Below are 15,200 nucleotides of genomic sequence, written 5' to 3' on the forward strand. Positions count from 1 at the left end.
ATTTTCTAATCTCAATTATCCATTTTACATTTATGACATGAACAAGACAGCGATTTTCCCCGGTTCTTTTGACCCCATCACCATCGGCCATGTGGATATTGTGAACCGTGCCATCCCATTGTTTGATGAAATCATCATCGCCATCGGTATCAATACGCAAAAGAAATACCTGTTTTCGCTGGAACAACGGATTGCGTGGATAAAGGAAGTGTTCAAAAATGAACCTAAAGTGAAAGTGGAATCCTATACCGGACTGACAGTGAACTATTGCCGGCAAAGGGGGGCAAAATACATCATCCGGGGGATTCGGTCTTCCGCCGACTTTGAATATGAAAAAACCATCGCCCAGCTGAACAAGATGATGGAGCCCGAACTGGATACTTTTTTAATACTTTCCTCCCCCGAATTATCTGCCATCTCTTCCACCATCGTCCGCGAAATCATCATTGGCGGAGGAGATACGAGTAAATTTTTACCCAAAGAAGTGGACGTGAGCGGGGAAATGAACAGAAATTAAGGATTCAGGAACCAGGATCAAAGAGTAAGGACTCTGACAGGTATTTTTTTCATACAAATCATTCCTCACTAATCTTTTGAATATTTTTTTTACTCCGGCATTGCAGGCATATTACCAAAATATCATTTCCATTGCTCCTGATTTCCGTTTTTTCAAATAAATGGCTATCTTTGCACTTCATTTTCAAACCCTGAGTGCCATTTCTGGCTTTTCAGGCATTAAAAAATTAAAACATATTTTTATATGGCAACAAGATTAAGATTACAAAGACATGGCGGCAAAGGCGCGCCTTTCTACAAGATTGTAGCGGCAGACAGCCGTGCAAGAAGAGACGGAAAGTACATCGATCAAATCGGTACGTACAATCCAACCTCCATCCCCGCAACCATCATCTTAGATGTTGACAAAGCGGTAAAATGGCTTCAAACCGGTGCGGAACCATCCTCTACCGTTAAAGCAATCCTTTCCTACAAAGGGGCGATGTACAAAAAACATTTACTGCGTGGTGTACAAATGGGCGTGGTGAAAGGGGAAGATGTGGAAGCAAAATTCAACGCATGGCTGGAGCAAAAGGAAAACAAGGTTTCCGAGCACAAAAACAAAGCGGAAGCCACTAAAAAAGCTAAGATTGAAGCGGTGGTAAAAACACCTGCAAAAGTGAAAGAAGTGGTGGAAGAAGAAGCGCCGGCTGAAGAAACTACTGCAGATGAAACAACTGCAGCTGAAATTACAGCAGATGCTGCAACTGAAGTTGTGGAGGATGCTGCAGATGTTACTGCAGATAACACAGCATCGGCCGAAACTTCTGAAAACGCAGAATAATATTTTTTGACAATACAATTATAATCCCGACTTTTATGTCGGGATTTTTTTTACAAACCCCATATCCACTCTTAAGAGGGGAACACGGTCGGTGATAAACGCTGCGTATTTACCATTTATTATCGTCAATTCTCTATAGATTTGCATTGTCCGAATCTCCATCCGGAGAAGGTACAGAAAGAGGTTGAAGTCAATTATTTGAAGATGGAACTGATTAGAATTGGAAAAGTACTGAAAACACATGGTTACAAAGGAAACCTGAAGATTTATATTGACGAGTTTTACATGGATGATTTTGAAGAGCTGAGCATAATATTCATCAACAATCTCCCCTATTTCATCACCTCCAAAGACATCAATTCCGAAAGTCAGGCGATTATCCTGCTCGAAGAAATCGATTCCAAAGAAAAAGCACATCCCTTGCAGGGAAAAGACATCTTTGCCAAAGATGACGACCTGACGGAGATACTGGATGAGGAAGAATATGCCCATCTGGCAGGATATGAGCTGACAGACCGGACTGCCGGAACCATCGGAACCATAGAAAAAATCGTTGAATTGCCGTTCCAGTTTATGGCACAGATTTTCCGGGATAAAAAAGAAATCCTAATCCCCCTAAACGATGATTTTATCCTGAAAATAGATGAAAAGAAAAAAATCGTGGAAATGAAATTACCGGACGGATTTCTGGATGTTTTTTAGTATTTTACTGTTACTTCTTACAAAACCAATTGATTTATCCTTAAAAAAAATGATTTGCACTATTTCATTTTATAATCTACAAAATTGGAAAAAATCAATTAAATTCGGAAAAAGCGTTTTATGAAAATACAATCCATTGGTATTGTCAGCACAATAGTCATACTAAGCAGCATTACAGGATGCATGAAAGAAAATATAACTGTGAATACAACTCCGGTATCGATGATTATCCAAAGAATGGATACCACTGTTCACGATTTTGTTACTGTTATGACTCTTCAATTTCATTCTGATACTGATCCTGTTTATTATGACAGCATTACCTACATTAATCCAAATGGTGCCCGTGTAACTCAACCAATAGATTTTTCTTTTTACAGTAGTTTAAAATGTCTGATTGTTAATTCCAGTTCTGATTTGGATACCTCCCGTGCACCTGTAATTAAACTGGATAATTCAGGCCGTATTATCGAATTGCATGATTACTATAATCTTTTCACGAATGAAACTGCAAGTGCAGGTGACTGGTCAAACAATGGATTTTTCTACCAATCGTTTTCAGGTATGGACAGTATCCTTTCCGGCTTCAGGCTTTTGGATGCTTTTGGTTCAATTAATTCCAATTCACTTCAATTTCAGGTAGTCAGTGCGAATCAGGATTCCATGATCATTCATCAGGGAAACAATCATGATATGCCATCTTTAGATGCGATTTTAAAGTACAAAGTCATATTTGAAGACGAGCAGCGTAATACTACAGGCTTAATGAGCCTGTCCGGTTATGCCATACCCTATTCTTATCCGTCCAATACCAGCAATTTATTTGGGTTTGTCTCCGCATTACCGCTTCCGAAGTTAAACAATCAACTGGCCCGTGTTGTCTATGCTAGTGAATACATGGGCAATCCCGTAAACTTGAAATGTGCTGAATTTACATACGAATTCGATGATCAGAACAGGGTCACATCAGCCACCATTCAATATTATCTGAAAAGTCTGCTTAATCCGGACCTCGGAGATATTGAACAGCGAATTCTGTTCAATTATTAGAATTTACCTAACTTTGGCATTGTTATAGCCATGCGAATCGACCTCTTATCCGCCGTACCCAATCTGATGCAAAGCTTCTTTGAGCATTCCATCCTGCAACGCGCAAAAGACAAAGGGTTGCTCAATATACACCTGCACCATATCCGGGATTATGCCACCAATAAGCACAAGCAGATTGACGACTACCAGTTTGGTGGAGGGGCAGGCATGGTGATGATGATTGAGCCTATTTTAGGCTGCATTTCTGCGCTTCAACAGGAAAGAACGTATGATGAAATCATCTACATGACACCTGACGGCGAATTACTGACGCAAAAAACCGTCAACGGTTTATCCCTAAAGAAAAACATTATCATCCTCTGCGGGCATTACAAGGGCATTGACGAGCGACTGAGAGAACACGTCGTGACCCGGGAAATCTCGATAGGCAGTTATGTCCTTTCCGGAGGCGAACTGCCGGCAGCGGTCCTGGTGGATGCCATAGGGAGGCTGATTCCCGGTGTCTTGAATGATGAAACGTCCGCACTGACGGATTCCTTTCAGGACAATCTGCTGGCACCGCCTGTATATACCCGCCCGGCAGACTACAACGGGTGGAAAATACCCGATATCCTGCTTTCGGGAAATGATAAGCGGATTGAAGAATGGCGATTTCAGCAATCTTTGGAGCGTACCAAAGCACGAAGACCGGATTTGTTAGAAAACGATTAAATAACATTGGTTTTTAGAAGAAACTGCGTATCTTTGCACACGCTAAAAATCTATCGAGATGGACAAGGTAAAAGAATTAACCAAAAAATTAACAGCAACGAAAGATATCCCTGATTTCAAGGCGGGAGACAATATAAACGTGCATTACAAAATTATTGAAGGAAGCAAAGAGCGTATCCAGGTGTTCCGCGGCGATGTTATCCAGCGCAAAGGTACCGGGACTACCCAAACCTTTACCGTTCGCAAAATATCCAACGGTGTCGGTGTAGAACGTATCTTCCCGCTTTTGTCGCCAAATATCGACAAAATCGAAGTCAACAAGGTGGGTAAAGTACGCAGAGCAAAAATTTTCTACATCCGGGAACTGAAAGGAAAAGCATCCCGCATCAAAGAAGCTGTTAAAGCAAGCAAATAAGTATATCAGGTATCCCCTGTTAACATTAAATCCCGGCAAAATGCCGGGATTTTTTTTATATTGAAAGTCAAAGCCCAGGTATTGCCGGTATGAGTAACTGTAAGAAATATATTGCCAACCGATTTAAAAGCTTACGAAATGCCCTGAAGACCTATCCTGTCATTAAAGATCCGGAAGCGCTGCATCAGTTCAGGGTGGAATTCAAGAAGCTAAAGGCATTGTATCTGCTGGCCAAATCCTGCCATCCGGACATCCCTACGAGTAAGTCTTTCAAAAAAATCCGGAAATTTTACAAAGAATCAGGTATGGTCAGAGACTCGGATATCATAGGTCAATTACTGGAAAAAAACAAGATATCCCTTACCTGCCCGGAGGCAGCTACAGCGGAAGCTAAAAAGCTGAAATCTATTGACCGGCTGTGCAGACATATTCCGGCAATCCTGCATGCTGTCAGGAATTTTGAAAAACAGCTGATTAGGAATACATCCCGTCTGACTGCAGACTGCATAAAGAAGTATTTGTCAGAGAAAGAGGCTGCCATCCAATATAAAATCGAGCACCCGGATACCGCAGCTGTTTTACATGACATCCGTAAAGAGATAAAAAGGTTAAAATATACTGCCGATATGGAGCCGGGTTTCATCCAGAAACGGAAACTCAGCCGGTACAATACGCTTCAGGATAGGATCGGCAACTGGCACGATAAACTTGTACTGATAGATTATCTGGAAGCTATTCAACCCGGCAACAGAAGGCCCATCAACAAACTGCTGGAGGAAAGCTCCCGCAATGCAGATGCCATAAAGAACAGCCTATTGACACTGGTATAATACGGCCGCTCAACAAAAAATGCCTCCCGCTTGGGAGGCATTTTTATTTATGAATCAACAGATTTTCTTATTCACCACTCAGGTAGATATCTACACGACGGTTTTGAGCTCTGTCTTCTTCTTTAGACTGTTTGTCAGTCACCCAGGAGTTTTCTCCATAAGGCAGCAATAACACTCTTTGAGAGATCCCTGCACCTTCCAGGTAACGTTTTACAGCGTCACAACGTTTAGCAGATAAAGCATGATTGTAGCTGGTTGAACCTTCGCTGGAAGCATTACCTGCCAGATAGATGAAGTAGTTACCTTTCATATCACCTAACTTGGTCTTGAACGCATCCAGACTGGCTTTAGCTTCGTCTGTCAGTTCGTTTTTGTCCACTTCAAAGTACACAGAACCGAATTTTTTGTACACGATATTATCTAAACGGGCAGATACCTTCTCGATTTCTTTGGTATTGTTATTCGCAGTGGTTAATGCATTGTTTGCCGTACTTTCTACACTGTCAATTCGTCCGTTGAGCGCTTCACCCAGCGAGTCAACCTTAGCAATAGCCTTGTCCCCTTTCTTGTCAGCATCTTCTGCCTTCTGATTCACCTTAGCAATCTCTTCATCCGTACGTTTCTTGTTCTTTTCGAACTCAGACTGATCTGTTTTGCGTTTCAGGCGGAAAGACAATAACACTTCATGGGTAGAACCCAATTGAGAAAAGTTCATGTTGCCTTTGCTGCCAACCGGCGCTTTGTATGTATAGTTGATATCAACCAACCCTTTGATACTGGTACCGGCTGTAGCATGTATACCGGCAGCATTTGGCGAAATAAAGCCATTACCTTCACCTGTCGGTTTCAAACCACCACCGTTATTGTATCCAACCGCCAACCAAACCAACTGTTTGTATTTAGCCATCAAAGTGATATCCAGATACACCGGCAATGATTTCTTGATGAAGTTCACCATGACAAAAGGTGCCAATGTCCAGTCTTTCTTTTTACCTATCACCGCCTCGTAACTGACCATACCGATAAATTGACGTTGATATCTCACACTTGAAGAAAGAGCAGGATCAACCGACTTAAAATTAGCTTTGTTGCCAATAACCTGAGGCACCGAGAAACCGACATTCAAGCCTTTCCAGTGGTAGTTGATACCGATAGACATATCAAAAGCGATACTTCTTCCTCCTAATGCTTTCGGATCTAAAGGATCGTTAGCTAAAAAAGGTCTCAGATTGACAGAATTCACCCCTGCCTGCAACCCTATTGCTAAAACATGCGCTTTGTCTTTAGTCAAAGAAATATGGTATGCATAGGCCAAACTTCCGGTTGTGGTTTCCCATTTATTGGTTGCCCTGTCATGCTGGATGGTAGCACCCAAAGCCATGTTACCGGATTTGATACGGCCATCCCAGGTACCATAAACACTCATAGGACTGTTTGTCTGTCTGTCCCATTGTTTCTGGAAGCCTAAATTGATCCTGCCGCCATCCGGGTCCGTACCTGCCCTCGCCGGGTTGTACAGGAATGGATTGAGAAAGTACGTGTTATAAACTGGTAGCTGTTGTGCATCCGACAATTGGATTCCTGCGACTAACAAGGCTGCTAAGCTGATGATTTTATGTATGTTCATTTTTATGATTTTACTTAGATTATTACTATTAATTCGCTTCATTCCTATTATCTTTTAATGTGGATTGCACCTTTATATGTCTTCGTTGGCGTTGTGATGATAAACCAGTAAGCACCGTCCGGAAGTGTGTTGCCACTATATGTTCCGTCAAATCCGTCGCCGTTGTTATAGGCTGATGAACTGTACAGCAATGCACCGCCACGGGCAAATATCTGAATCGTATATGGAATACCCGCATTATTGAGGTTCTCAATATGAGGTATAACCCATGTATCGTTCAATCCATCGCCATTCGGTGTGATGATATCCGGGATAATCAGTATCAGGTCAGGTATCACCCTTATCTCTACCGTATCTTTGTCCATACATCCGTTTTTATCCCAAACGGTAAATACCAGCGGATAAGGATTTGGTTCCGGAAGACTGTCTGTAAAGAAGAACGGATTCTTGATATTATCGATGTTCAGCAAGTCATTTGGTGTCCAGTTGAATGTGATGCCCTGATCATTTACTGAACCGCCGTTCAATTGGTAGACGGTACCCTGTAACACAGAATCATCTTCACCAGCCAGTGCCACCGGATTCGGCCAAACAATTACATCTGTTGTGGCAGAATCAACGCATCCACCTGGCAGTGTAACTGTAACTGTCCAAACTCCTGTAAATAATGTATCCGCAGGATCTAACACCGGATTCTTAATATCAAATGTTTCACCGTTTGGACCTGTCCAATGATAGGTACCGCCAAATACATTTGTAACGTTTAATTTAATCTTACCGCCTTCACAGACAGGACCATCGTTATCAGCGATTACTTTGTCAGGGAATGAGTAGATTTCAACTAAAATCGTGTATTTAGATGTACAGCCTGTTATGGTGTCAGTAAGTGTTACTGTGTAAAAACCCTGGTCATCCACTTCTGTTACATCTGCAATAGAAGGATTTTGTTCTTCGGAAGAATATCCATTCGGGCCATCCCAATGGTAAGCGTAAGGTGCATCCTGATTGTCAACTGTCACAAACAAGTTCAATGTCTGATGTTCGCACAGTGGTGAGTTGCTTCATACGCTATCCGCAACCGGAGCAGCATTTACAATCACCAGCACTGAATCCGCTTCTGAACGGCAACCGTCCACCGTGATACATACTTTGTACCATCCGGACTGAACAGGAGTAACATTCGATAATGTGATACAGTTGGTATTCGCTTCAAATCCGTTAGGACCGTACCAGTTGTACACTGCACCTTTCTCAGGAGTAGACGCACAGAATGATACATCTTCACCTTCGCAAACCTGAACCGGATCGGCCGGTACAATCGGAGCAGCCGGTTTAGGTTTAACCACTACTGTAGTCGTAGCTTTTTGAGAAACACATCCGTTTACTGTTACAGTTACACTGTAAAGACCAGCCTGAGCTACCGTAATTGCCGGAACTGTAAATGTAGGATCTGTTGTAGTTCCCAACAAAACATCCCCCGGACCATACCAGTTATATTCAGTCGCACCATCTACAGCAGATGCTGTCAGAATAAGGTCTTCACCTTCGCACAATGGACTATTGGAACTGATTGATGGCGGTTCCGGTGTAGGGTAAATTTCTACATAAGTAGTACCCGGTAAAGAAGGACAACCTGTTTCTGTATCTGTAATAACCAATGTATATACACCCTGGTTATTAGCCTCGGTTACATCTGCAATCGTAGGATTCTGTTCTGTAGAAGTGAAGCCGTTAGGGCCAGTCCACAAATAAGTGTAATCACCTTGTACGTTCGCAAACAATTCCAGCGTTGCACCTTCGCAAAGCGGAGCATTGCTGGTTGGTGCAGGCGTTTCCGGTAATGCATTAACCGTTACCACCACTTCTGTCGCTGCACTTTGACAACCGTCAACCGTTTGAGTAACCCAGTAAGAAGTAGTATTAGAAAGTGTAGGTGTGATATATTCCGCACCTTCCTGTACAACATGTGTCAGTGCCTGATCATCGTACCAGAAGAAACTTGCACTATCCTGACCAGAAGCAACCAAACGTGTAGAGTTATCTGCACAAATCACGGTGCCACGAGCACTAGGAGCTTCCGGTGTAGGAACAACGGTCAGTGTGCCTGTTCCGTAATCCGAATAGCACCATTCTCTGTCATCATTAAACCATTCCGGCCATATAGTAAATGTCTGAGCTTCAATTTGGTAAGTTCCTGCAACATCATATCCGTAATCAGCGGGTGAAATTGTAAGAGTTGCGGTTGCATCTAAACTACCATACAATAAAGGTATAGACTGAGGATCTCCAATCGGGTTACCTAAATTATCATAGAATTGAACTGCAGAAATGAGATAATCATTGTAATCATCATCATCCCATAAGATATCATCCGGGAAAGTTACATGTGCAATTAATGTGATACTATCTGTCGGATTCTCAGATTGACAAACGGTAATATCCTGCACTCTAGGTGCTTCGAATTTTGGTCTTGATTTCACTTCCACATTACCCATCACACTTCGGCAGCCTGTAACAGGGTCAGTTGCGTCGTAATAGAATATAGTCCAAGAAGAAATTTCTGGTGTGGTAAATGTTCCGTTTTCATCGTCAGGATTGAAATGGTTTGTTAATAATACCTCTCCTCCTTTGTCTGCGTACCAGTTAATAATATATTCGTTTGGATTATCTACTGATACAGCAACCGGTGTATCAAAGCAAGTATAAACATAGCCATCAACCGTAGGTTCCGGTAATTCCGGTCTTGGGTTTACGATGATATCCACCTGGGTAGCTGCACTGTTGCAGGTACCATTATTATTCACCACATAGATGGTAGTGTTGCTGCCTAAAGGCTGAGTGGTATATACTGAGCCAACATGCAATAAGATAGTCAGGTTGCTGTCTGCATACCATTCCACCTGAGAAGCAGGATTGTTCACCGTTAATGTAACCGTTTCACCGACACATATCGGAGCAACCTGATTTACAACAGGAGCTGTGATAGCCGGCAATACGGTAAAGATAACCGGTACACGGGTATTTGCACAGGTTGAATTGGAATCACACTGAGCATAGAACGTATAATTACCAGGAGCCAGTGTATCGTATTGAGCCGGAACAAACGGATTACCTGATCCCACCTGAGTGCCGCCGGCAGGAGCATCCCACCAGGTTATTGTATTACCGGTAGAAGCACCTGGTTCAGAATAAGTAATCGTAATGGAAGCAGCAGTTATTGTTCCGCCGTCTCCGTCTACCAAATCATCTGCTGTAAGTGTCCAGGTTCCTTGCGGAGATTGTCCGTTAAATCCTGACAATGCCTGATTCGGTTTATAGGAACCGGCAGGAATATCAGAACCTGCTACAGCCGTAATTGTAGCAGCAGCTGCATCATCAAATGTATATAATAAAGGTGATGTACCTCCTGTTCCATAATTATCACTGCCAACTCCATTGTTATTGACTAGCTGAATGGAAGACAAAGGAGAGGCAAGGTCTAATTTAACATCACCACCCCAGGTATGCGCCATTTTGACATCTATTGTAACCTTGGTAACGGTAGCACCGGAAGGTAAAGCCGTTGCATCAAAGGTAATCGTCTGAGGAGAACCTGCATCCGGACCAATAGGTATTATAGGTGGAGTAACTGACGCAGCAGGAACATTTGCCGTGCTGGTGCTTCCTAATGTATAATCAATGTTGATGGTAGCTGCATTTAAAAATCCATCATCTGAACCTACTAAATCAACGACATCCAATGTCCAGGTTCCGGAAGGATCCTGACCGTTAAATGCGCTCAGTAAATCATACGATTTATAAGAACCGGAAGGGATATAATTTGCCGTACCAATTGGTTGTGGATAATCTACAGCTGCATCATCAAAAATGTAATTCGCTGCAACCCCAGCTGACGCACCATAGTTACTGGAGCCGCCTGTAGTCCAACCCGGGTCTGTTACATCTACGGATGTGGCAGCCGGTGAATTCAGTTTAAGATAAATATCTGCAGCCCATGTGTGGTACATATCAACGGACAATGTCACTTTATTGATAGTTGCACCGGCAGGTATGGAAGAGGCATCAAAAGAAATTGTACCAGCGAAAAGTGCATCCGGTCCAATCACCACCGGTAAAGGTGTGGAAGTTACTGCAACAGGAATGCTAACCGTTGTAATCACCGGAGGAGCAACCGTACCGGAACAATTTCCCTGTAAGCCTTCTCCCGGAGGAACCGTTTGTCCTAAACAAATGGTGTATCCTTGCGTGCCAAAAGGCAGTTCAGGTGCAGGGTTAACGGTTACATCTACTATTGCCGGGTCACTTTCACAACCGTTTAAGCTCTGAGTAACATAATAGGTGGTATTTTGGGATAAAGGTGGTGTTGTATATTCAGCACCCACCTGAACGGCATTAATCAAATCATCGGACGGATACCATCTGATATCAGCACCCTGTTCACCTTCTGCCGTTAAGAATGCCGGCTGACCGATACAGGTTGTAACAGGTTCTGCGGCAGGAGCATCCGGTCTTGCATTGATATGAACGTTAAAGTAAGTTCTTTCACTTTCACAGCCCAAATCGGAATAATTTTCAACGTATAATCCGAAATCACCGCCGCCCGGAGGAAATGCTGCTCCAGGAATGGTCAAGGTGAAAGTACCTCCGCCAAAACCGGTGGTAGAACCTGTATATATGACCGGACCTCCCGGTATACCGACAACTATGTCATCCGTATTTTCCGGTAATGTCACGGTAATGACAACATCCTCGCCTTCGCAGACAGGCTGAACATCAGGAACTGTTACCGATGGAATAATAACCGGTTCAACAAGTGCCGTAGCATAGTTGAATTCTCTGGCATAACAGCCATACTGATTACGCTCAATAATATAATAGGTTGTTAAGTTATAATTCTGTGGTGTTGTAAATAATGTCGGATCTGTAATGAAGCTAGCTGAAGACAACGATGGATCTAATGCCCAATAGAAAGTACTGTTACCTCTGCCTGTCGTATCCAGTGCAATTTCAGCAATGCCACCAAAACATACCGGCTGGTAGAACGGATCCACATTAAATCCTAAATAAGTAGGTTCCGGATTTAAAACAACGGTAACCCGAGCCGTATCACTCAAACATCCGTTTACGGATTGACGTACCCAGAATGGGATTCTTATTGGTGCATTTCCAAAGTTAAATCCTAAAGCTGCCTGCGGCACTTCAAACCATCTGCCTTCGTGAACCGGAACTGTAGCCGTAGCTGTATTGTACCAGTAAACGCTCGCACCCGGCACCAAGGAAGCTGTAACCGCTGCCAGCACCGGTCTTCTGTCGGCATAATCTCCGGAGCAAATTGGATTGTTGCTGGAAGTAACGGCCGGTGCTGCCGGAGCGTCGGTGACATTAACCACCACCGCAACCGGACTGGACAAGCAGCCTGTTGCACCTCTTTGTATAATTAAGAATGTATAAGTACCTGCTGAAGGAATGGACCCTGCAGCAACCGTAAAGGATACAGATGTAGGAGCTGTTGTAACATCCACGCTGTCTAATGGAGTTCCATCAGCAGCAGAAAGTACAACCATGCCATTTTCAGAAGTTGCTATCGTAATGGTCGCACTGCTGCCTGCACAAACACTGCTGGCAGTCACTGTAGGGTTAGATGGATCATTAATCACACTAACGGTAACAGGTATGATAGCACTAGGACAGAAAGCTCCTGTCTCAGGCAATGTTCTTACATAGAAGGTAGTCGTTTGAGCCAGGGCAGGTGTTGTATAGCTGTCACCTGAACCCACGATATCTACAAAATCCGGATCGGTAGACCACTGACCGCCTGCGCCTGCACCGGTCAGGGTAGCAGCACTGCCTGCACACACCACGGTGTTAGAAACAGCTGGATCCGGCATTACCTGCAACAGTGTTACGTCAATCTGAGTGGCAGGACTTTCGCAGCCCCCCACCGTTTGAGTAACCCAATAAGAGGTATTAGAGGTGATAGGTGTAGTGATATGCTGAGCACCAAAATTAATCGGCACCTCTAAAGAAGCATCTGCATACCATTTTACGGTAGCACCCGGATCAGCCGTTACAGATAACGTAACCACATCTCCTTCGCACACACCCGCATTTTGTCCGACAGGAGCCAGCGGCGTTTCCAGCACCTGGAAAGTACCTAAACTAACGGCACCAATGCAGGAATGTCCAACGGATCTGTAGCGAACATCTATGGAATAATCACCTGCTGCAAAGCCAAATAATGTCAGTACCTGAGGATCAGAACCGGAAGCCTGATTAATTGGTCCAAAGCTACCTCCAGCAATCTGCACACTGGAGCTATTGTAAATAAACACGTCAAAATAAATAGCGGTATCCGGAGCCGGAGCATCCACAGTGAAGTTCAGTGTTAAAGGCTGGCCTGTACATCCTACCACATTATCGACAAGATGAACAAAATTGGAATATGCATTTACCTGTGCCAATACCTGAACCGGTTCTGACAAACAACCTGCACCATCATCTTCTCTGACATAATAATAGGTATTCTGTGTCAGATTAGGTGTGACATACGTTGTACCTGAAGCCAGGAAAGAACCTACATCAGAACCTTCATACCAATGAACGGTATTCTGACCATTGTTAGGTGTAGCCGTTAAAGTTGCGTTACCATTGAAACAGGTAAAATCTCCTGTAACGGTTGGTCCCGGAATATTACAAGCCAACACATTCACTACAACAGAACTGATGGTAGCACAAGCACCGAATGCAGAATCTCTGCCATAGAAAGTGGTGGTGGTAAATAATGGGTTGGTATTATAAGTAGTACCTGTCCCTACTCTGGTTATCCCCGCATCGCTGTACCAGATGGTACTGGAGGAGGTGGAAGACAGAGAAGCAGTATTACCTGCAGTTACCGGATTAGGTGTTGCAGTCAATACAATTGCTGAACCGCTGGACGGTGTTACCGTAACGGTCACCGGTGTAGCAGCGCTTTCGCAGGTTCCCTGCGTTTGTGTTACATAATAGGTTGTTGTAGTTGTTAAGGAAGGAGTATTGAAAGTTGGCCCCACATTTTCCAAAGTTGTCAAACCCGGATTGGAATACCATCTTACCGTTGAAGCCAACGGCGCATTAGCTGTTAGGCTGGTACCTGTTCCCTCGCAAATCGACAATAAACCGGATACAACGGGTGCCGTAGTGTCTGTCACTACCAACCAGGCATACTCTACCCAGTTACTGGCAGCGCAACCGTTACCGCAGGCAGAAACTCTCACTCTGATTCTGTTATCAGAACCTGTAGCCGTAACAGAAGGAGCTGCCGGCGAAGAAGCTGACCAGGTAGAACCGCCATTGATACTGGACTGATATTCAAATGCACAGGAAGCACCTGATTCAGTGCCGTATTGTGGATTTTGCAATGTCAGTGAAGTACCTGGACAAACCTGATTGGCATTAGGTGCTTTATCAGCTGTAGGATCATTTGGATCCGGTTTAACCGTAATGGTTATCTGGTTAGAATAGATGTCTTTATATAAGGAGATACCAAAAATGTCATCGACATCTCTGCAAAACTGAACCCTCCTTCTGAAAGTGTAAGTAGTGGTTACACCACCCACTAAATTTAATACACCCGGATTGTATGTTGTTGCTGTAGCACCACCAATATCTGTGAAGCCACCGGCATTTATTCTTTGCTGCCACTGAACATTTTCAATAGCTCCGGTTGTCGGATCCGGGTCTCTAGGTGAAACAGAATTGTTAATCACATTCGGATCGCCGCCTGCACAGATAGTAGCCTCTGACGGCACGCTTAATGCGATAGGGCCGCCACTGTTAGCATCTGACAAACTGGCTTCATTCCATGTCCATCTCCACTGCCATCTTGCCCCGTAGGTCTCTGTCACGTCATCCGATGCACATCCGGATCTGAAAGAAGTCTGAACAGCAGAATAAGCACAAGGTGAGATGGAAGTAATCGATACATTATTCGCTCCGGAATTAGGACTGCCTAATCCACCGCAGTTTCCGTCATCACCACCGCTCAGAAAGCCATCCGCTTCATATCCGTTTATCTGAACATTCACCGTATTGGCTATTCCTATACCGGTAAACTGGGAAGTACCTGCATAACCTAGCCAGGTTCCACATCCCACATCATCCGCTGATGCGGTATAGGTTCCTCCCCATGATGCAGTGCCACTGTGTTTTGCCCTGAATTGAATACGTGGGTCGGGCTCGTTTCCAAAACCACCGCAGTCGTTGCCACCGCAATTACTACCGTAGCTGCCCGAGGAGACGAGTGCTCCCTGCGAGGGTCTAACTTCCAAGTTTATTGTCTGAGCAATAGCACTCTGCCAGCCTACCAGAAGAACTAGCAGTAAAAGCGAAGCGAGAAGTTTAAAATGATTGGTTTTTGTTCTGCTTATCATAATCGGTTATTTTAACTTTTAATAACGAAGGTAATAGTTTAGTGTTAATTTTAGCACAATTTTAAAATTTTATTTTTACAACTTTTGCTAACGACTGTGGAAAAGTAGAACATTATAT

10 protein-coding genes are annotated in these 15,200 nt (G+C 43.8%); 7 read left to right on the forward strand and 3 right to left on the reverse strand.

Features of this window, described 5'->3' with window-relative positions:
* Nucleotides 1–37: 37 nt before the first annotated feature.
* The 7 genes from coaD to IPM95_05045 all read left to right on the forward strand — a co-directional run bounded on the left by coaD (nt 38) and on the right by IPM95_05045 (nt 5,047).
* Nucleotides 38–517: a pantetheine-phosphate adenylyltransferase gene (gene coaD / locus IPM95_05015; protein MBK9328677.1), complete on the forward strand. Its 480-nt coding sequence runs from the start codon at nt 38–40 to the stop codon at nt 515–517.
* A gap of 243 nt (nt 518–760) precedes the next feature.
* Nucleotides 761–1,339 (forward strand): 30S ribosomal protein S16, encoded by a 579-nt coding sequence (rpsP, locus tag IPM95_05020; protein MBK9328678.1) that lies wholly within the window; start codon nt 761–763, stop codon nt 1,337–1,339.
* A 204-nt stretch (nt 1,340–1,543) separates the two neighbouring features.
* Nucleotides 1,544–2,041, forward strand: a complete 498-nt coding sequence (gene rimM / locus IPM95_05025) for a 16S rRNA processing protein RimM (protein MBK9328679.1) — start codon at nt 1,544–1,546, stop codon at nt 2,039–2,041.
* A gap of 120 nt (nt 2,042–2,161) precedes the next feature.
* Nucleotides 2,162–3,091: a hypothetical protein gene (locus tag IPM95_05030; GenBank protein MBK9328680.1), complete on the forward strand. Its 930-nt coding sequence runs from the start codon at nt 2,162–2,164 to the stop codon at nt 3,089–3,091.
* 30 nt (nt 3,092–3,121) lie between these two features.
* Entirely contained in the window at nt 3,122–3,802 is a 681-nt protein-coding gene (trmD, locus tag IPM95_05035; protein ID MBK9328681.1) for a tRNA (guanosine(37)-N1)-methyltransferase TrmD, read from the forward strand.
* Nucleotides 3,803–3,860: 58 nt separating this feature from the next.
* A complete protein-coding gene (gene rplS, locus IPM95_05040; GenBank protein MBK9328682.1) occupies nt 3,861–4,217 on the forward strand; it encodes a 50S ribosomal protein L19 in 357 nt (118 codons plus the stop codon).
* 89 nt (nt 4,218–4,306) lie between these two features.
* Nucleotides 4,307–5,047, forward strand: coding sequence for a CHAD domain-containing protein (locus IPM95_05045; GenBank protein ID MBK9328683.1), 741 nt, complete (start codon nt 4,307–4,309; stop codon nt 5,045–5,047).
* A 67-nt stretch (nt 5,048–5,114) separates the two neighbouring features.
* Here the strand turns inward: IPM95_05045 and IPM95_05050 are convergent, their stop codons facing one another.
* The 3 genes from IPM95_05050 to IPM95_05060 are packed head-to-tail and all read right to left on the reverse strand — an operon-like array spanning nt 5,115 to nt 15,082.
* The gene (locus IPM95_05050; GenBank protein ID MBK9328684.1) at nt 5,115–6,674 is read right to left on the reverse strand and encodes a PorP/SprF family type IX secretion system membrane protein; all 1,560 of its coding nucleotides are present in this window, start codon (nt 6,672–6,674) and stop codon (nt 5,115–5,117) included.
* A gap of 47 nt (nt 6,675–6,721) precedes the next feature.
* On the reverse strand, nt 6,722–7,693 hold the full coding sequence (locus IPM95_05055; GenBank protein ID MBK9328685.1) for a gliding motility-associated C-terminal domain-containing protein: 972 nt from the start codon (nt 7,691–7,693) through the stop codon (nt 6,722–6,724).
* A gap of 42 nt (nt 7,694–7,735) precedes the next feature.
* Nucleotides 7,736–15,082 carry a proprotein convertase P-domain-containing protein gene (locus IPM95_05060; protein ID MBK9328686.1) on the reverse strand — a complete coding sequence of 2,449 codons (7,347 nt, stop codon included), beginning with the start codon at nt 15,080–15,082 and terminating at the stop codon, nt 7,736–7,738.
* Between the last annotated feature and the right edge of the window lie 118 nt (nt 15,083–15,200).

It is taken from the genome of Sphingobacteriales bacterium, from assembly GCA_016719635.1.
Classification (GTDB): domain Bacteria; phylum Bacteroidota; class Bacteroidia; order Chitinophagales; family JADIYW01; genus JADJSS01.

Excerpts from the sequence above, each read along its gene's own strand:
- coaD (MBK9328677.1), top strand. The coding sequence starts at position 38 with ATGAACAAGACAGCGATTTTCCCCGGTTCTTTTGACCCCATCACCATC.
- IPM95_05060 (MBK9328686.1), bottom strand. The coding sequence starts at position 15,082 with ATGATAAGCAGAACAAAAACCAATCATTTTAAACTTCTCGCTTCGCTT.
- rimM (MBK9328679.1), top strand. The coding sequence starts at position 1,544 with ATGGAACTGATTAGAATTGGAAAAGTACTGAAAACACATGGTTACAAA.
- rplS (MBK9328682.1), top strand. The coding sequence starts at position 3,861 with ATGGACAAGGTAAAAGAATTAACCAAAAAATTAACAGCAACGAAAGAT.
- rpsP (MBK9328678.1), top strand. The coding sequence starts at position 761 with ATGGCAACAAGATTAAGATTACAAAGACATGGCGGCAAAGGCGCGCCT.
- IPM95_05050 (MBK9328684.1), bottom strand. The coding sequence starts at position 6,674 with ATGAACATACATAAAATCATCAGCTTAGCAGCCTTGTTAGTCGCAGGA.
- IPM95_05030 (MBK9328680.1), top strand. The coding sequence starts at position 2,162 with ATGAAAATACAATCCATTGGTATTGTCAGCACAATAGTCATACTAAGC.
- trmD (MBK9328681.1), top strand. The coding sequence starts at position 3,122 with ATGCGAATCGACCTCTTATCCGCCGTACCCAATCTGATGCAAAGCTTC.
- IPM95_05045 (MBK9328683.1), top strand. The coding sequence starts at position 4,307 with ATGAGTAACTGTAAGAAATATATTGCCAACCGATTTAAAAGCTTACGA.